The following is a 16,691-nucleotide window of genomic DNA, read 5'->3' as shown; positions in this document are numbered from 1 at the left end:
GGGTGAGTAGCGCGAGGGGTGGGACCCTCGCACCGTTCGAGGGGAATGGGAATCACATGTTCGAACCGAACAGGACACCGGTGATCGTCCGCGCCACCGATCCGATTTTGCACAACGGCGTCTGCATGACGCTCCGCTCCCGTGACGATGTCTGGCTGGTGGACGCCGACGCTGCCGAGCCGACGATGGTGGCCCTCCTGGTCACCGACCGCCTCGACGAGGCCATGACGCAACTGCTGTCCGCACTCCACCACCAAGGATTCACCCGCATCGTGCTCGTCGCGGGTGAAGTCGACGACAACGAGATCCTCAGCGCCATCGAACACGGCGTCTGCGCGGTCGCCCGCCGTTCCGAGGCGGGCGCCGACGTGCTGGTCCGGCTGATCAAGGCGGCCGCGGCCGGGGAAGGCGCACTGCCGCCCGACCTGCTCGGCAGGCTGCTGCACCGGGTCTCGCGGCTGCAACGCCAGGTGCTGCAGCCGCGCGGCCTGCACTTCGGTGGCATGAGCAGCCGGGAGACCGAGGTGCTCAAGCTGGTCGCGTCGGGGTTCTCGACGCAGGAGATCGCCGACCAGCTCTGCTATTCGCAGCGCACGGTGAAGAGCATCCTGCACGACGTGACCAACCGGTTCCAGCTCCGGAACCGTTCGCACGCGGTGGCTTACGCGCTGCGCGAGGGATTGATCTGATCCCGTGATCAGCCAGGTCGACGAGGCGTTGTGCCTGCTCATCGCGCCCCATCTGCCGGAGGGGACGGTGGTCCGGCTGGATCCGCCGAAACCCACCTGGCAGACCGAGACGCGGGTGTCGAGCGTCGATCTGTTCCTCTTCGCCCTGCACGGCGCCGGCCCGGGAACCGGCGCCGTGCGGGCGGACCGGTGCGAACTGTCCTATTTGGTCACCGCGCAGGCGGACAAGGTGCGGGACGAGCACACCCTGCTCGACCGTTCGCTGCGGATCCTGCTCCGGACGGAGTTCCTCACGGTGGACGAGCAACCGTTGCGGATGACTTTCGGGCGGACCGATCCGACCGGGCTGTGGGTCAGCCTCGGCCTGCCGGCCAGGGCGGCGTTCGTCGTCACGGTCACGGCGGAGTACCGAGACTGAGCACCGAGGACCGCCGCAGGACCACCCCGCCGATGGACGACAGCTGCCCGCCGAAGAACTCGCACCATTCGGCGGCCGTCTCGGGCGGGCCGTATTCGCCTGCCCGTTTGGCCCACTCCGCGCGGACTTCGAGGCGGTAGCCGAGGATGCCGGTCAGGGTCAGCCCGTTCCGGCTGGCGCCGACCCCGCACATACCCCGGTAGAGCCGGGCGTCCGGCGGCTGGAATTCGGCGCTCCGCTGGACGAACCGGTGTCCCGCCGCGCCGGTCACGGTCGCGACCGGCGTGTCGATCCCGCTGACGAACAGGCCCTTCGACAGCAGATCCAAGGCTTCCGCCTCCATCCGCTCCACCACGCCGGGCGGACGGTGACACGCGTACAGCGCGCCGTCGAAGGACAACTCCACGGTGACCACCACCTTGCCGATCTCCAGGGTCGCCGCGGCCACCGGAGTCACCGGAGGGTGGTAGCGGAACGCCGTCGCACGCACACCCTGACGGTAGGTCTGCGCGCTTCCACGGCATTGCCCGATCGGGACGTCCTTGGGGAAGCCTTAGCGAGGGACCCGCTCGGCGGGCCAGCGCACCTCGGCCACGTCACCCGGCCGGGGCACCTTCAGGAAGAGGCTGAACACCGCGGGCTGCTTGCTCGAGAGCTCCAGCCGTCCACCGTCGGCTTCGATGAGCGCGCGGGCGAGCGCGAGCCCGACGCCGGTCGAACCGCCGCCGGAGAAGCCGCGCTCGAAGATATGCGGCGCGAGCTCGTCGGGCACCCCCATTCCGGTGTCGGCGACCTCGATGACGACGGTGCCTTCCGTGTCGCCGCGCCGGGCGGCGAGCGTGACCGTCCCCGCGCCGTGGCGCAGCGCGTTGTCGAGCAGGACGCCGACGACCTCGCGCAACCGGCCCGGCGTCGCCCTCGCCCTCAGCCCGTCGGTGACGCGGATCCGCAGATGCCTTCCTTCGGCGCGAAGCAGCTGTCGCCACTCTTCGGAGACTTCGGGAAGCACTTCCGCCAGGTTCACCGGTTCCGCGCCGACCTCGCGCGCCGCCCGCGCGGCGGCCAGCAATTCGTCGAGGGCCTCGGCGAGCCGGTCGGCCTGCTCCTGAGCGGCCTTCGCCTCGTCGACGACGTCTTGGTCGGAGTGGATGGTGAGCGGTTCGAGCCGCAGCTGCAACGCGGTCAGCCGGCTCCGCAGCTGGTGGGAGACGTCGCCGACGAGCTGTCTTTCCCGCTGGACGAGCTGGGCGAGCGCCGAGCCGGACGCGTCGAGCGCCTCGGCGACCATGTCGAGTTCGCCGACGCCGTAGCGTTTGGGATCCGGCCGGAAATCGCCGCCGCCGAGTTTGACCGCGCGATCCGCGACGTGTCTCAGCGGTTTCGCGAGCCTTCGCGCGGTCACCGTCGCGACCACCGTGCCGGTGCCCACCGACAGCACGACCAGCAGCACCACCAGCAGGGTGACCTGGGTCTGACGGGTGCGCATCGGCCCGGCGGGCACGGCCAGCTCGACCTCGCCGTGCAACGCGATCGGCGCCCGCTCGGACACCACGTCGGGGCCGGGGTCGGTGCCGTAGCGCTTCTCCATCTGGCCCTGCGTGCGGACGGTCAGCAAACCGCCCTGCGGGACACCCACGCGGAGCAGGTCGAGATTGATCGGCTGGCCGACGGCGATCTCGTTGTCCAGTGTCGCCGCGATCCCGCGTGCCGAAGAGGCCAGATTCTCCCGGTTGAGGTTCTCGACCAGCTGCCACGCGGTGATCCCCAGCGGGATGCCCAGCACCGCCGCGGTGACCGCGACGGCGAGCAGGATCGCCAGGAGGATGCGCCGGCGCATGCTATTCCGCGTTGAAGCGGAAGCCGACGCCGCGGACCGTGGCGATCCGCCGTTCGCCGTCGCCGTTCCCGCCGGGTTTGCCCGCCCTGCCCGCGGCTTCGTCGGCCGCGATCGCGAGCTTCCGCCTGAGCCACGACATGTGCATGTCGAGGGTCTTCGAGGTCTTCGATTCGAGGTCGTTCCACACCTCGGCGAGGATCTCGTCGCGGCTGACCACCTGGCCCGCGCGGCTCATCAGCACCCGGAGCAGCTCGAATTCCTTGTTCGCCAGCTGCACCTCGTGCAGGTCCACGGTGACCATCCGGGCACCGAGGTCCATCCGCACTCCCCCGGCTTCGAGCACGTCGGGAGCCCGGCGGCGGAGCAGCGCCCGGATGCGGGCCAGCAGTTCGGCCAGCCGGAACGGCTTGGCGACGTAGTCGTCGGCGCCGGCGTCGAGCCCGACCACGAAATCGACCTCGTCCGTGCGCGCGGTGAGCATCAGCACGGGCACTTCGGTGCCGCTGGCGCGCAGGCGGCGGCACACTTCGAGCCCGTCCATCCCGGGCAGGCCGAGATCGAGGACCAGCAGGTCGACCCGGTCGCTCTCGGTCGCGTCGAGGGCGGCGGGTCCGTCACCGACGACCCGCACGTCATACCCCTCCCGCTGGAGTGCGCGGGAAAGCGGATCGGCGATGGCCGGGTCGTCCTCGGCGAGTAGCACCATGCTCACCTGGCCAACTCTACGACTGCCGGGCGTGAAACCATCGTCACCGTGCCTGGCTACGAGAATGATCTGGAACTCGCCACCCGGCTGGCCGACGCCGCCGACGCCATCACCACCGCCCGGTTCCGCGCGCTCGACCTGGCCGTGGAACGCAAACCCGACCGGACGCCGGTCACCGACGCGGACACCGCCGTCGAGGACGCCATCCGCGCGATCCTCGCCGCGGACCGGCCGGCCGACACGGTGCTCGGCGAGGAACGCGGCGGCACCGCGGCGACCGGCCGCGCCTGGGTGCTCGACCCGATCGACGGGACCAAGAACTTCCTGCGCGGTGTCCCGGTCTGGGCGACGCTGATCGCGCTGGTCGAAGACGGCACGCCCGTGGTGGGGATGATCAGCGCGCCGCTGCTCGGCCGCCGCTGGTGGGCCGCCGCCGGCGATGGTGCCTGGATGAGCGACTCCGCCGGGGAACGTCGCATCTCGGTGTCGAAGGTCGCGTCGCTCGAAGACGCGTATCTGTCCACAACGGACCTGAATTCGTGGGTGGAGTACCACTCCCGCGAGAAGTACCTCGACCTCGTGAACGCCTGTTGGGAAAGCCGCGCGTTCGGCGATTTCTGGCACCACTGCCTGGTCGCCGAGGGCGCGCTCGACGTCACCGCGGAATGCGTCGTGAACCCGTGGGACGTCGCCGCGGCCCAGGTGCTGATCACCGAAGCCGGTGGCCGATTCAGCGACCTGAACGGCGAAGCGCGCTACGACAACGGCTCGGCGCTCTCGACGAACGGCCTGCTCCACGACGAGGTCTTGGCGATCCTGAAGCGCTGAACGCGCGTGAAGGCCCCCTTCCCTCGGCTGAGCCGAGGGAAGGGGGCCTTCACGCGCATCGGGGTGTCACTGCGCGCGGGTGTCATGCCTCTGGCTGCCGGGGTGGGCCGCGTTGCGAAAGCCACTTTCGCAACCTTCAACGTTGCGAAAGTGGCTTTCGCAACTCCCCTGACCAAGACGGGTCACTGCGCCCCGGGCAGCAGGCCGACGGCGCCGCGCGCGACCTGCGACCAGGCGAGACGTCCGAAGAGGTAGTGGCAGGCGACCTGTTCGCTGGTGAACCGCGCCCAGTCGTACCGGTTGCCCTGCTCACGCCAGAAGACCTCCCAGGCGGGCTCGGCACCTTCCTCCTCGGTGCGCATGAGGCACCACGCGTTGTCCGTCTCCGCGCCGACCGACACCACTTCGGGCGGCACACCCAGTGCGGCCAGCCACCGCAGGATCGTCCCCGTGTTCACCGAACCTCCCCCGTGACGTCCGCCAGGAAGCCCAGCGTGACGAGTTCATCGGCGCCCAGCACCGTGCGGAAGCGCACCCCGCCGCCGGGCTGGCCGAACCATCCGGCCGCCACCGAGCGCCAGACCGGCAGTGCCCGCACGACGCGGTAACGCCGGTACGAGGTGACCTGATCGGGTGGCAGCGAACGCATCGAGAACAAGGTGGCGTCCTCGGCGAACACCCGGCCGTGCTGATCCCCGAAGCGGTCGAGATGAGTGCCCGCTTCGAGCATCACCGGCCTCGCCGGGCCGGCGTCGTCCGGCCATAGGTAGCCCGTCCCGGTCACGAAACGCGCTTTCCAGTCCTCTTCGGACATTCCGCCCCACGGATCGTGGCCCCTGGTCAACTCCGCCGGGGGCGCGACGCCCGGAGCCGTCGGCGAGCGCCGGAAACCGCTGCTGACGTGGGACAAGGCGTCCAGGTCGTCGAGCACGTCCGCCTCGGGATGGTCCTGCGGGCCGGAACCGCCCTCGGGGAGCGGCAACTGGCGCGCGGGTTTCCCCATCGCGACCGGAAGATGCCCGATGGGGAACATGTGCACGAGGAACAGCGCGATCACGCTCTCCCGCTCGGTCCTCAAAGCCCCCATGGGCGGCGGAGCGACGGGCTGGGGCGGAAACGGCACTCGCAGCGGCGCCACCGCGGGCGGCCACGGCGAAGGCGCGTACGGAGCGCGCGCCCCGTGCGGCGGGGTCGGGGCGTCGTACCCGGCAGGCAGCCGGATGGGGCCCGTTCCGGCCTCGCTCGGATCGGTCACCGCACCTCCCCCAAGGAATCGGACCCCACCGGTGAACGGGGGAGGCAGCGGACAGGACGCGTTACGACCTTAGCGCCGACCGGCGTTCTCGTCGGCGGATACCCGAAAGCGCATCAAGGCTCGCGCGGGCGGACGGCGTTCGACGAGTTCGAATCCCGCCTTCGCGAACGTGCTCACCGTGCCGTGGTACAGATCCGCGCCCGGTCGTTTCCCCAGTACCTCGACGGGGTAACCCTCGACGACGCGCGCCCCGCGCTCGGCCGCGAAGTCGACCGCCGCCCGCAGCAAGGCGGTGGAGAGCCCTTGGCGGCGACTCTTCCTTCCGATGTAGAAGCACGTCACCGACCAGACCCCGGCCTGCTCTCCCGGCGACGCCGCGACCGGTGACCTCTCCAGCCGCGGGTTGTCCGGCCGGGGTGAGACGGCGACCCAGCCGAGTGGCTCGTCGTCGGCCAAGGCCAGCAGCCCCAACGGTTTCCCGGCGGCGACCTCGGCGCGGACGTGCGCCTTGCGGCCGTCCTTGCCCGCCTGTTTGAACTCGGGCCCGGTCAGCCGGAAGAAGGCGCACCAACAGCCGCCCTGCACGCCACCGGGCCCGAACAGCCGCTCGAACAGCGGCCAGGTCTCGTCCGTGAGTTCCGCGAACCTCATCCGGCGAGCGCGTTGACCACCCGGGACGGGCTCGGCCTGCCCAGCTTCCCGGCCATCCACTTGCTCGTCGCGACCAAGGCGTCGAGGTCGACTCCGGTTTCGACGCCGAGACCGTCGAGCATCCACACGAGATCTTCGGTGGCGAGGTTCCCGGTGGCCGATTCGGCGTACGGGCAGCCACCGAGGCCGCCGGCGGAGGAGTCCACAGTGGACACGCCGCAGCGGAGGGCGGCCAGCGTGTTCGCGAGCGCCTGGCCGTAGGTGTCGTGGAAATGGACGGCCAGGGTGCCGACGTCGGCGAACTGCCCGATCAGCGCCTCGACCTGGCCCGCGGTGGCGACGCCGATGGTGTCGCCGAGCGAGAGCTGCGAGCAGCCGAGGTCGAGGAGCCGTTTACCCACTCCGGCGACCTGCTCGGCCGGGACGGCACCCTCCCACGGGTCGCCGAAGCACATCGACACGTACCCGCGGACGTCGAGACCTTCGGCCCGCGCCCTGGTGACGACCGGCTCGAACATCGCGAACTGGTCGTCCACCGTCGAGTTGAGGTTCTTCTTGGCGAAGGTTTCGGTGGCGCTGGCGAAGATCGCGATATGCGAGACCCCGGCCTCCAGCGCCCTGTCCAGCCCGCGTTCGTTCGGGACGAGCACCGGGTACCGGACGCCTTCGCGCTTTTCGAGCCCGGCCAGGAGTTGCTCGGCGTCGGCGAGCTGCGGCACCCATTTCGGGCTCACGAAACTGGTCGCCTCGAGCGTGGTCAGCCCGGCGCCGGCGAGCTTGTCCAGGAACTCCAGTTTGACCTCGACCGGGACGATCGACTTCTCGTTCTGGAGACCGTCACGCGGACCGACCTCCCAGATCGTCACCCGCTCCGGCAACGCGGCGGCCGACGGGACACGGTCGGGCAGCCCCAGCTCTCGCGTGCCCATCAGCGGCGCCGGTTTCCGCGCGGCGGGTTCCCCTGCGGCGGCAGCGGTTCGGTCTGCTGCGGCGCGCCCGGCGCGAAGTCGTCGTACGGGTTGTCGTTGACTTCGCGGTAGATGACCGTGTGCACCCGCTCGACCTTGGGGATGTCGTCGAACTTCAGCGGTTCGTCCGAAGCGGACTCGATCACCAGCGTGCCGCAGCCGAACACGCGGTCCAGCAGCCCGTGCTCGAACTGGACGCTGTTGATCCGCGACAGCGGGATGTCGATCCCGGTCCGCTTGAGCACGCCTTCGCGGGCGATCAGCCGGTCCGTGGTCACGATGAAATGCGTCGTGCGCCAGCGGACGAACGGTGCCAGGAAGAGCCACACGACGAGGCCGAGCCCGACCGCGGCGATCGCGATCTCGGAGATCAGGTCCCACGGGGCCGTCGCGTCCTTCGCGACGACGGCCAGCCATATCCCCACGCCGAGCGTGACGATCAGCGCGAGGAACGGGAAGATCAGCATCTTGAAATGCGGGTGACTGTGCACCACGACGTGCTCGTTTTCGCTGAGCAAATCGTCCGGATAGGCCACGACGGACGCTCCCAAAGTGTGTTCGGCGCTGGTGAGCTCACCGTACCGGCGAACGGTCCCGGCGGAAGAGGAGACGCCGGAAATCGAGACGCACGGATCAGGCCTTGGCGGGCCGCACGTGGACGACGTCGCCGGCGAACACCGTGTACCGCTCACCACCCGGAACGTCGACCTGGAGCTGGCCGGCGGGATCGATGTCGGCGGCGCGCCCGGTCAGCGCCGAACCGTCGGGCAGCTGGACCTCGACGTCCTGGCCGAGCGTGGCGCAATGCCGCCGGTAGTCCCCGAGCAGTCCGGCCTCGGCCAGTGACCCTCCGGCGAGCCGCCAGCGGCGTTCGAGCTCGTCGAAACCGGTGAGCAGCCGTGAGGCGATCTCGGCGCGATCGGTCTCCGTCGCTCCCTCTTCGGCCAGCGAGGTCGCGGGCAGGCCGCCGGGCCCGGCCGGGACGTTTTCGCCGAGCGGCAGCACGTTCAGGCCGATGCCGAGGATCACGGTGGTGTCGTCGCCGGCGACGGCCTCCGCCAGGATGCCCGCGCATTTGGCGCGTTCGGGACCGGCGAGGACGTCGTTCGGCCACTTGAGGACGGCGTCGACGCCGAGGCCCGCGGCGACCTCCCGGACCGCGAGGCCCGCGACCACGGAAAGTGAACCCAAATTGGCGAACGGAACGCCGCCGGGACGCAGCAGGACACTGACGTAGAGGCCCGATCCCTTCGGCGAGGCCCACTGCCGCGCGCGACGGCCGACTCCGGCCGTCTGCTCTTCGGCGATCAGCACGGTGCGGTCTTCGGCGCCCTTCGCGGCGGCTTCCCGCAGGTCGGCGTTGGTGGACCCGGTACTCGCCACGACCTGGATCGCGGCGTACCGGCCGGACAGCGTGGCACCCAGACGCCCTGCGTCGAGCGCTCCCGTCTCACTCATTCGTCCAGAATATGAGAGTCCCCCTAACGTGCAAGGCGTTCGCTCGTTACGCAGAGGTGGTCTCCAATAACCTGGACGGCGTGACTGAGCCCGACCCGGCCCCGAGCGCGCCCGAAACCAGCCGGAAGAAGTCGTGGGCGCACGGCGTGGCGATGCGCGGCCTGGTCGCCCTCCCCCTGGTCGCGGGGCTCGCGACGGCGGGCTGGCTGCTCGCGGGCGGCAACGATCCCGCACCCGCTGACGGGCGTCAGCCGATCCCCGTTCCGGCGGCCAAGCAGGACCCGGCCACCGTCGGCGGCGGCGCGGGCCCGTCGGTGCTCGAAGTCAGCGCGCCGGTGAAGGCGCAGGAGACGCCGAAGGGCGCCCGCCCCCTCGAAGAGTGGGCCGACAAGCTCGCCGGGGCGCTCGACATCCCGGCGAAGTCGCTCATGGGGTACGCGAACGGTGAACTGGCACTGCGCGGCGAGCAGCCGAACTGTCACCTGTCCTGGGTCACCCTCGCCGGAATCGGCGCGGCGAGCTCGAACCACGGACGCGGCGGCGACAACCCCCTCGGCCTGTCGGCGCAGCAGTGGAAGAAGCACGGCGCGTCGATCCCCGGCATCGCGAAGCCCGCGCTCACCGATCCCGACTCCGCCTCGGTCGCCGCCGGCCGCGCCCTGTGCGCTTCCGGGGCCGACCTCGGCGGCGGCAACGGCTGGTGGAAGGCCATCGCCGGCTACCAGGGCGGCAAGGGCAACGACGCCGAACTGTTCCGCCAGCGCGTCCTGGGCAACGCTCAGCTGTACGCGACCCTGTCCCTCGACCCGGCTCGTTCCGGCAGCCCTGCCGTGAAGGCGACCCGGTTCGCCCTCGGCCAGCTGGGACTCCCGTACGTGTGGGGCGGCAACGGCCCCGAGGCGGGCGCGGCGGGCTTCGACTGCTCCGGTCTGACCAAGAAGTCCTACGACGAAGCCGGGATCTCGCTCCCGCGGACCGCGGACAGCCAGTTCCGGGCGCTGCCGCAGGTGTCCGGTGAGCCGAAACTCGGGGACCTCGTGTTCTACGGGAGCCCGGCGACGCGCATCCACCACGTCGGGCTGTATCTCGGGAACGGGCTGATGATCAACGCGCCCACCCAGGGCCAGGCGGTCCAGATCCACACGTATCACTCGAAGGGCGACGACTACACCGGCGCGGGTCGGCCCGCGGCCTGAACGCCACGTCGGAAAACCGCCAGCCACGCAGGTGATCCCTTCGTAGCGTCCGGACATGCGCATTCGACATCGTGACCGGGAGCCCCGGGTACACGCCGACGCCTACGTGGCACCGACCGCGACCCTCATCGGGGACGTGGAAGTGGCCGCCCACGCACGGGTCCTGTCGGGCGCCGTGGTGGACGCCGAAGGCTCACGGGTGACGATCGGCGAATACAGCATCATCGGCGAGCACGCCGTGCTCCGCGCGTCCGCGGTGGCCGGACCACAACCGGTCGACGTCGGCGATCACGTACTCGTCGGCCCGCACGCGACCTTGCTGGGCTGCACCGTCGGCCGGTGCTCCTACCTGGCGACAGCGGTGACCGTGCTGCAGACCGCGCGGCTCGCCGAGGGCACCACCGTCGCGGTCGGTGCCCTGGTGCACGCGCGCACCGAGACCCCGGCCGAGTACTTCGTGCCACCCTTCACGGTCGCGCTGGGCAACCCGGTCCGGCTGCTCACCGCCGGCGATCCGGCCTTGCCCGACGCCATCCGCGAAGTGGGCTTCGCCGAAACCGCGTTCGGTGCCACAGCGACATGGACCGACCGGATCCGGCGCGCCGAACACGCCACCGAAACACGCTCGGCCGAACTCGGTGCCCACCAGAACGACGTCGTGCTCTGACCTCAACCGGCCAAGACACCCCTGGGCGCCGGCACCGGCGGTTACCGTGGCGCCCATGCGTTCGATCGAGTTCCGCCGGGTCTCCCGGAGACCTGCCGAGCGGCGAACGTCGCTTGAATTCCTGATCGACGGCGTTTCCTTCCTGGAGCTGGTGCGCGAGGCCGAACTTCCCGGCGCGCTCGCGGAACAGAAGGAGAGCATCGAGGAATGCCCGTCGGAGCCCGCACCCCTGCTCGCCGGGGATTACGCTCCCTCGACGAGGCTTTCCGCCGAGCATCTCCTCGGCGGAGCGCCGGATCGCGTTCCGCACGGCGTCGAAGACGACGAGCACCTCTTGCTGGGATGCACTTGCGGTATCGACGACTGCTGGGCGTTGGTGGCGAAGATCGTGGCCGACGACGACACGGTGACTTGGTCGGCTCTGCGTAATACGTACCGCGACTGGGATTACGGCAGCATCGGTGATCTGACGTTCTCGCGGCAGGACTACGAGAGGTCGCTTCGCGCCGCTTTCGGCGACGGTTAGCGCTCGTGGGGCCAGCGCAGCCGATCGACGGCGGCCATCGCGCGCGCCGTCAGCTGACGCAGGCTCTCGCCGCCCGGCCGCGCGAAATCCGGATCCGCCCAGCTGCGCTCGTAGTGCCCGGCGTAGTCCGGTGTCGGCTCCAAGCCCGAGTCCCACTCGCGGAGCTCCCAGCGGGTCGTGACTTCGAGCCCTGCCTTCCTGGCCGCGGGCTCGACCGTCGCGACCGCTCGCCGGTACGGGCTCGACACGACCGCCGTCGGCTTCATCGCGGCCAGCTCGTGCGCGAGCAGTTCCGCGGCCGCCGCGCCCGCCGCGGTCAGTGATCGCGCCGGATCGTCGGGCCTTCCCGGCGAAGGCGGGACGGACTCGGCGTGCCGGATCAGGACGACGTCGCAGCTCACGCGCGCTCGGCAAGCCATTCGAGTGCGGCCTCCCCGTGCCGGAGGACCGAGACGTGCCCGTCCTCCGGAAAGAGGCGCGACTCGGCCGTGGCGCACCGCCGGGTCAGCCATTCGCCGTGCGCGGCCGGCACGATCCGGTCCGCGCCACCGTGCAGGTGCAGGATCGGGGCCTGGACGTCGGACGGCTCGAATCCCCACGGCGCGACGTACGCGAGATCGTCGTCGATCAGCGCGCCGGGCCCGCCTTCGACGGCGGGGCCGACCACGTCGAGTACCCAGTTCCAGTCACCCGCCAGGGCCGCGTGATCCGCCGGGGTGAACATCTCGGCGTCGTATTCGGCGGTCGCCTCGTACCGCTCCTTTTCCTCCCGGCCCGCCACGGCGGCACGCAGAGAGGCGGCTCCCGCCGCGCCCATCCCCGCGAACCAGTCCAGCCCCTCGGCGTCGTACGGAGCCAGACTCGCGACGCAGATCATCGCCGTCACCCGTTCCGGTAACAGGGCCGCGCAGGCGAACGCGTGCGGTCCGCCTCCGGAATGTCCGAAGACCGCGAACCGCTCGATCCCCAGGGCGTCGGCGATCTTCTCGACGTCCGACGCCGCCGACGCGACATCCCGGCCGGGCCGTGGCGAGGAACCGCCGTAACCGGGCCGGTCGTAGGAGACCCATCGCAGCCCGAGCCGCTCGGCGGCGGCGAACAGCGGGACCGGCGGGGCGCCGATGTTCGGGGTGCCGTGGTGCCAGAAGACGGCCCAACCGGCCCCGCCCGTGTCGTGCGTGTGCAGTGTGGTCCCGTCCCCCAGGTCCACGTCGGACTCGTTCACCATGGCCCGAGCGTAGGGCACCCTGGACCCATGTCCCGCTATCACGAGATCAAGCACCGCGTGGCCACGACCTTTCAGCGCCACGTCGGCAACCCGATCCTCGTCCGCCTTCCGGCCCAGCCGATCCTGGAGACCACCGGCCGCAAGTCCGGTGAGCCCCGGCGGACGCCGATCGGGGGCCGCCGGGTGGGCCGCTCCTTCTGGATCGTCTCGGAGTTCGGCGAGAAATCGCAGTACGTCCGCAACATCCAGGCCGATCCGCGGGTCAGGGTCCGGCTCAAGGGCCGGTGGCACACCGGAACGGCGCGGCTACTTCACGAAGACGACGCCCGCGCCCGGCTGAAGACCCTGCCCACGGTCAACAGCGCCGCCGTGCGGGCGATCGGCACGAACCTCCTCACCATCCGGGTCGATCTCGACGACTGAACGTTTGCCTTGACGCCAAGGGCAAGGTTTACGCTCGGCTCCATGCGGATCGGCGAACTCGCCGCGCGCACCGGAACCACCACCCGCGCGCTGCGTTTCTATGAGTCACAAGGGCTTCTCGACGCACGGCGCGCGTCGAACGGCTACCGGGAGTACGACGAGGACGACTACCGCCTGGTGAACGAGATCCTGACCCTCCAAGCGGTCGGGCTCAGCCTCGAAGACACCAGGCCGTTCGTCGAGTGCCTGCGCGCCGGGCACGAGACCGGTGACTCGTGCGCCGATTCGATCGAGGTCTACCAACGCAAACTCGCCGAGGTGGACGCCTGTCTGGCCCGGCTCGACGACGTGCGGGAAAGCCTGCTGACCAAGCTGGCGGGCGCGCTGAAAACGCCGCCCGGACCGTGTGTCGTCGTGCCGCGAAACGAGGAGGCCTGAATGTCCCTGTCCGTCGTCACCGACGAAACCTTCCAAGAGCTCGTCCTGGATCAGGACACGCCCGTCCTGGTGGACTTCTGGGCGCAATGGTGCCCGCCCTGCCACATGATCGCGCCGGTGCTCGCGGAGATCGCCGAGGAACGTGCCGGCTCGCTGCTCATCCGCAAGCTCAATTCCGACGAGAACCCGCTCACGGCAAGGAATTATCAGGTCATGTCGCTGCCGACGCTGATCCTTTTCCGGGGTGGGCGTCCCGTGTGGACGACCGTCGGCGCCCGGCCGAAGGCCAAGCTGCTGGCCGACCTGGACGCCGCTCTCCAACCCGCCCTCTCGTGAGTGGTAAGGACGGTTCTAACCGTCCTTACCACTCACGAGCCCCATCGCGAACCGGGCGTAATTGTGTTGCGCCGGGCGCCGTCCGTTCGCATCCTTCTCCCATGACTTCGACCCTCGCCTTCCTGACCCCGTCCTCCGTCGTCCGACGGGTGCGGGTGCAGCAGCAGGCCGGGTCCTGGCGGAGGCCGGCACCAGTCCGGCCGTGAGCGCCGCGCTCGTCGCGGGCCTGCTCGCCGGGTATGGCATCGCCATCCCGGTGGGCGCGGTCGCGACCTATCTCGTGGTGTTGACGGCAAGATCAGGCCTCAAGATCGGCGCGTACGCCGCGCTCGGTGTCGCCACGGCCGACGGGTTGTACGCGCTGGTCGCGGTTCTCGGCGGCGGCAGGCTCATTCGCGTCATCGAGCCGATCGCCGTACCGCTGCGCTGGACATCGGTGGTGGTGCTGCTCGCGCTGGCCGTCCACATCGGACTCAGCGGGATCCGGAACTTCCGCGACTCCGCGAAAGCCGAGGTGACGCAGCCGGGCACGATCGGACCGGTGAAGGCCTACGTGAGCCTGCTCGGGATCACGCTGCTGAACCCGACGACGGTGGTCTACTTCGCGGCGCTCGTACTCGGCAGCGAGGACATGGCCGCGGCGAGCGGAGCGGAACACGTGGTCTTCGCGGCGGCGGCGTTCGCGGCGTCGGCCAGCTGGCAACTGTTCCTCGCGGGCGGCGGCGCCGTGCTCGGCAAAGCGTTGACCGGACGCCGGGGACGGCTGGTGACCGCGCTGGCGTCGAGCGCGCTCATCACCGTGCTCGGTCTGCGGCTGCTCTGGTGAAGAAATCGCCGGGAATCGAGGACCGTGGTTGTCCGCATCGGTTGCGAGGCTGTGCCCATGACCGAAACCCAGGAACGCATCGCTTCCCTCCACTCCTACCTCGCCTACAGCGACGCTCCCAAGGCCCTTCGCTGGCTCGAACGCGCCTTCGGCTTCGAGACCGTCATGGAGTTCCCCGACGACAAAGGCCTGATCCTGCATGCGGAACTGCGGCTCGGCGGGGTCGGGATCGTCGTGTTCAGCGCGGAAGAGGACTACGACCGCCCGGCACGCAAGGGCGAAACCGTCGGCCACGGCCTCTACGTGAGCCTTCCGACACAGGAAGCCGTGGACGCCGTTTTCGCCTCCGCCATCGAGGCCGGCGCGACGCCGGTCTGGGAACCGGTGAATACCGAATGGGGCAACTACCGCTGCCGCGTCGACGACCTCGAAGGCTACGAATGGACCTTCGGCACGTACGTCTTCGGAGCCCCGCAGAGCTAAAGCAACCGCGCGAACCACTCGCGAGTGCGGCGGAGCAGATCCCGCTGGTGATCACGTCCGCGGAGTGAATGCCCTTCGCCGGGATACACGACAAGGTCGTGTTCGACGCCGAAGTGGCGTAGCGCGCGGTGGAAGAATTCCGCCTGGGACAACGGGACGTTGGTGTCGTCCGCACCGTGCACGATCAGCACGGGGGTCTCGATCTTCGACGCGTAGGAGATCGGGCTGCGCTGATCGTGCCGGTGCGGGCCGATCCCTTCCCAGCCGACACTCCCGCCGTGCCCGGCTTCCACCAGCGGGCCGAGTTCACCGGTCGCGGCGAGCATTCCCCAGTCACAGATCCCGGCGACCATCAGCGCCGCCTTGAACCGGCGGGTCTGCCCGACGGCCCAAGCCGTCATGAATCCGCCGTGACTCCCGCCCGCGATCCCGAGCCGCTCCGGATCGGCCACTCCTTCGGCGACGAGGAGATCGATCCCTGTCTCGAGGTCGCTCCATTCCTCCAGGCCTACCCGGCCGGCGACGGAGGCGGCGAATTCGTGCCCATGGCCTTGTCCCCCACGGGGATTCGGCAGGAAGACGGCGTGTCCCGCCAAGGCCAGCCATTGCGCCGACGGGTACCAGCTCAGCATGAAGCCGTCCGCGGACCGGTCGTACGGTCCGCCGTGAACCCGCGTGATCAGCGAGAAAGGTCCATCGGCCCGGGTCTTTCCCGGCGGCAGAACGAGCAGTCCGTCCAACGCGAGGCCGTCGGACGCCTTGTAGGACAACCGTTCCTGAGAGCCCCACGAAATCTCTCCGAACTCCGGCGCCGTGTCGCTGACCCGCGTCAGGGCGCCTCCCACAGGTCCACAGTGGACATCCTTTGGACGATGAGCGGTGCTCAGCACGGTGACCACGATTTCACCGTTCGAGGCCAGTGCATCGGCTTGTCCGCTCCACAACGACACTTCGCCGGACCCGAGCCGGTGAAGGGCCGTGTCGAGGCCGTCGGCGACGAGCATCAGCGGAGCACCGGAATCGACCTGCGCGAGCCTGATCGGGCAGGCCGATTCCGGTGTCAGGTTCCGGTGTTCCCCCGTTTCCACGGGCACGTCGAAGACCGCCCTGCCGCCCACCAGTTCCGGATTCCCGAGGTACGCGACGTGCCAGCCGCCCTCGTCCCGCCACCAGACGGGGCAGGTGGCTTCGAACGCGGCCCGGCCGAGGTCACGCCGTTCCCCGGTTTCCAGGTCCAGCAAGGAAAGCCGGGGTTCGAGCCCGCCGGGATCGGGTTCCGGGGTCGGCCAGGTCACCACGGCGAGTGCTTTGTCGTCTTGGCGGCCCGCGACGGCGACCACGTGGTCCTCGACCAGCGTCGTGATCTCACCGGTTCGCGGGTCGAAGCTCCGCAACCGTGCCGGACGGAGGCTTTCACTCCAGACCCAGATTTCCGCGGCGGGCGTCTCGTCCTCGGCGATGAACACGATCCGGTCGCGCAGCGGAAGAAACGCGGTGATCTCGCTCCGCCAGGCGAACAGCGGCCCGTCCACAGAGTGGATCCGGCCGTCCCGCAGAAAGTAGAGGGAACCCGACGACCACTTCGGCGAAGAGCCCTCGGCCACCTTCCGAGGCTGTCGATCGCCTTCCGCGAGCCAGATCTCGGGGGCGCCCTTCGCGATGGTGTCGACCTGGTAGGCGACCCACCGCCCGTCCGGGGAGAGCTCGGGATTCGAGGGGAAGCGGCTGTCGACGATCAGCTCAGCGGTCAGCATGTGT

23 protein-coding genes are annotated in these 16,691 nt (G+C 70.0%); 11 read left to right on the top strand and 12 right to left on the bottom strand.

Annotated features, from left to right (window positions below; genetic code table 11):
• The first annotated feature begins 56 nt into the window (after positions 1-56).
• Together DMH01_RS28015 and DMH01_RS28010 are read left to right on the top strand one after the other, a co-directional pair.
• Complete coding sequence (locus DMH01_RS28015) at positions 57-689, top strand: response regulator transcription factor (protein WP_125680181.1); 633 nt, start codon at positions 57-59, stop codon at positions 687-689.
• A gap of 4 nt (positions 690-693) precedes the next feature.
• Positions 694-1,107, top strand: a complete 414-nt coding sequence (locus tag DMH01_RS28010) for a hypothetical protein (RefSeq protein ID WP_125680180.1) — start codon at positions 694-696, stop codon at positions 1,105-1,107.
• On the opposite strand, the gene DMH01_RS28005 is transcribed toward DMH01_RS28010, so the two are convergent.
• The 3 genes from DMH01_RS28005 to DMH01_RS27995 form a co-directional block, all read right to left on the bottom strand.
• Positions 1,085-1,597 (bottom strand): hypothetical protein, encoded by a 513-nt coding sequence (locus DMH01_RS28005; protein ID WP_233621693.1) that lies wholly within the window; start codon positions 1,595-1,597, stop codon positions 1,085-1,087. The two genes, DMH01_RS28010 and DMH01_RS28005, sit on opposite strands and share 23 nt — an antisense overlap.
• A 63-nt stretch (positions 1,598-1,660) precedes the next feature.
• Positions 1,661-2,944, bottom strand: a complete 1,284-nt coding sequence (locus DMH01_RS28000) for an ATP-binding protein (protein WP_125680179.1) — start codon at positions 2,942-2,944, stop codon at positions 1,661-1,663.
• 1 nt (position 2,945) lies between these two features.
• Positions 2,946-3,650 (bottom strand): response regulator transcription factor, encoded by a 705-nt coding sequence (locus tag DMH01_RS27995; RefSeq protein ID WP_034304815.1) that lies wholly within the window; start codon positions 3,648-3,650, stop codon positions 2,946-2,948.
• Positions 3,651-3,689: 39 nt separating this feature from the next.
• On the opposite strand from DMH01_RS27995, the gene hisN reads away from it, so the two are divergent.
• Positions 3,690-4,478, top strand: coding sequence for a histidinol-phosphatase (gene hisN / locus DMH01_RS27990; RefSeq protein ID WP_125680178.1), 789 nt, complete (start codon positions 3,690-3,692; stop codon positions 4,476-4,478).
• 182 nt (positions 4,479-4,660) lie between these two features.
• Here hisN and DMH01_RS27985 read toward each other — a convergent pair whose 3' ends face one another.
• The 6 genes from DMH01_RS27985 to DMH01_RS27960 all read right to left on the bottom strand — a co-directional run bounded on the left by DMH01_RS27985 (position 4,661) and on the right by DMH01_RS27960 (position 8,810).
• Entirely contained in the window at positions 4,661-4,936 is a 276-nt protein-coding gene (locus DMH01_RS27985; RefSeq protein ID WP_037316053.1) for a hypothetical protein, read from the bottom strand.
• Positions 4,933-5,733, bottom strand: a complete 801-nt coding sequence (locus DMH01_RS27980) for a TNT domain-containing protein (protein WP_125680177.1) — start codon at positions 5,731-5,733, stop codon at positions 4,933-4,935. The genes DMH01_RS27985 and DMH01_RS27980 overlap by 4 nt, the downstream gene beginning before the upstream one ends.
• Positions 5,734-5,802: 69 nt before the next feature.
• Positions 5,803-6,384 carry a GNAT family N-acetyltransferase gene (locus DMH01_RS27975; RefSeq protein WP_125680176.1) on the bottom strand — a complete coding sequence of 194 codons (582 nt, stop codon included), beginning with the start codon at positions 6,382-6,384 and terminating at the stop codon, positions 5,803-5,805.
• Positions 6,381-7,313 (bottom strand): hydroxymethylglutaryl-CoA lyase, encoded by a 933-nt coding sequence (locus DMH01_RS27970; protein ID WP_125680175.1) that lies wholly within the window; start codon positions 7,311-7,313, stop codon positions 6,381-6,383. The genes DMH01_RS27975 and DMH01_RS27970 overlap by 4 nt, the downstream gene beginning before the upstream one ends.
• Positions 7,313-7,888 (bottom strand): PH domain-containing protein, encoded by a 576-nt coding sequence (locus DMH01_RS27965; protein WP_125680174.1) that lies wholly within the window; start codon positions 7,886-7,888, stop codon positions 7,313-7,315. The genes DMH01_RS27970 and DMH01_RS27965 overlap by 1 nt, the downstream gene beginning before the upstream one ends.
• Positions 7,889-7,985: 97 nt before the next feature.
• Entirely contained in the window at positions 7,986-8,810 is an 825-nt protein-coding gene (locus tag DMH01_RS27960; protein ID WP_125680173.1) for a biotin--[acetyl-CoA-carboxylase] ligase, read from the bottom strand.
• An 80-nt stretch (positions 8,811-8,890) separates the two neighbouring features.
• Here DMH01_RS27960 and DMH01_RS27955 point away from each other — a divergent pair, with 80 nt between their 5' ends.
• The 3 genes from DMH01_RS27955 to DMH01_RS27945 are packed head-to-tail and all read left to right on the top strand — an operon-like array spanning position 8,891 to position 11,199.
• Positions 8,891-10,006: a C40 family peptidase gene (locus DMH01_RS27955; RefSeq protein ID WP_199745650.1), complete on the top strand. Its 1,116-nt coding sequence runs from the start codon at positions 8,891-8,893 to the stop codon at positions 10,004-10,006.
• Between the two features lie 55 nt (positions 10,007-10,061).
• Entirely contained in the window at positions 10,062-10,673 is a 612-nt protein-coding gene (locus DMH01_RS27950) for a gamma carbonic anhydrase family protein (RefSeq protein WP_125680172.1), read from the top strand.
• A gap of 55 nt (positions 10,674-10,728) precedes the next feature.
• The gene (locus tag DMH01_RS27945; RefSeq protein ID WP_125680171.1) at positions 10,729-11,199 is read left to right on the top strand and encodes a hypothetical protein; all 471 of its coding nucleotides are present in this window, start codon (positions 10,729-10,731) and stop codon (positions 11,197-11,199) included.
• On the opposite strand, the gene DMH01_RS27940 is transcribed toward DMH01_RS27945, so the two are convergent.
• Complete coding sequence (locus tag DMH01_RS27940) at positions 11,196-11,600, bottom strand: histidine phosphatase family protein (RefSeq protein ID WP_125680170.1); 405 nt, start codon at positions 11,598-11,600, stop codon at positions 11,196-11,198. The genes DMH01_RS27945 and DMH01_RS27940 overlap by 4 nt on opposite strands.
• A complete protein-coding gene (locus tag DMH01_RS27935) occupies positions 11,597-12,427 on the bottom strand; it encodes an alpha/beta fold hydrolase (RefSeq protein WP_125680169.1) in 831 nt (276 codons plus the stop codon). Before DMH01_RS27935 ends, DMH01_RS27940 begins: the two co-directional genes overlap by 4 nt.
• 27 nt (positions 12,428-12,454) lie before the next feature.
• Between DMH01_RS27935 and DMH01_RS27930 the strand changes: the two genes are divergently transcribed.
• The 5 genes from DMH01_RS27930 (at position 12,455) to DMH01_RS27910 (ending at position 14,933) form a co-directional block, all read left to right on the top strand.
• Complete coding sequence (locus DMH01_RS27930; RefSeq protein WP_125680168.1) at positions 12,455-12,850, top strand: nitroreductase/quinone reductase family protein; 396 nt, start codon at positions 12,455-12,457, stop codon at positions 12,848-12,850.
• Between the two features lie 42 nt (positions 12,851-12,892).
• A complete protein-coding gene (locus DMH01_RS27925; protein ID WP_125680167.1) occupies positions 12,893-13,288 on the top strand; it encodes a MerR family transcriptional regulator in 396 nt (131 codons plus the stop codon).
• The gene (trxA, locus tag DMH01_RS27920) at positions 13,289-13,624 is read left to right on the top strand and encodes a thioredoxin (protein WP_125680166.1); all 336 of its coding nucleotides are present in this window, start codon (positions 13,289-13,291) and stop codon (positions 13,622-13,624) included. It begins immediately after the preceding gene.
• A 202-nt stretch (positions 13,625-13,826) separates the two neighbouring features.
• Positions 13,827-14,450, top strand: coding sequence for a LysE family transporter (locus DMH01_RS27915; protein WP_125680165.1), 624 nt, complete (start codon positions 13,827-13,829; stop codon positions 14,448-14,450).
• A 57-nt stretch (positions 14,451-14,507) separates the two neighbouring features.
• Positions 14,508-14,933 (top strand): VOC family protein, encoded by a 426-nt coding sequence (locus DMH01_RS27910; RefSeq protein ID WP_125680164.1) that lies wholly within the window; start codon positions 14,508-14,510, stop codon positions 14,931-14,933.
• Here DMH01_RS27910 and DMH01_RS27905 read toward each other — a convergent pair.
• Positions 14,930-16,687, bottom strand: a complete 1,758-nt coding sequence (locus tag DMH01_RS27905) for a prolyl oligopeptidase family serine peptidase (RefSeq protein ID WP_125680163.1) — start codon at positions 16,685-16,687, stop codon at positions 14,930-14,932. The genes DMH01_RS27910 and DMH01_RS27905 overlap by 4 nt on opposite strands.
• Positions 16,688-16,691: the final 4 nt, after the last annotated feature.

The sequence above is a fragment of the Amycolatopsis sp. WAC 04182 genome (genome assembly GCF_003947465.1).
In the GTDB taxonomy this organism is placed as follows: domain Bacteria; phylum Actinomycetota; class Actinomycetes; order Mycobacteriales; family Pseudonocardiaceae; genus Amycolatopsis.
This window is presented reverse-complemented; position numbering and strand designations above follow the sequence as displayed.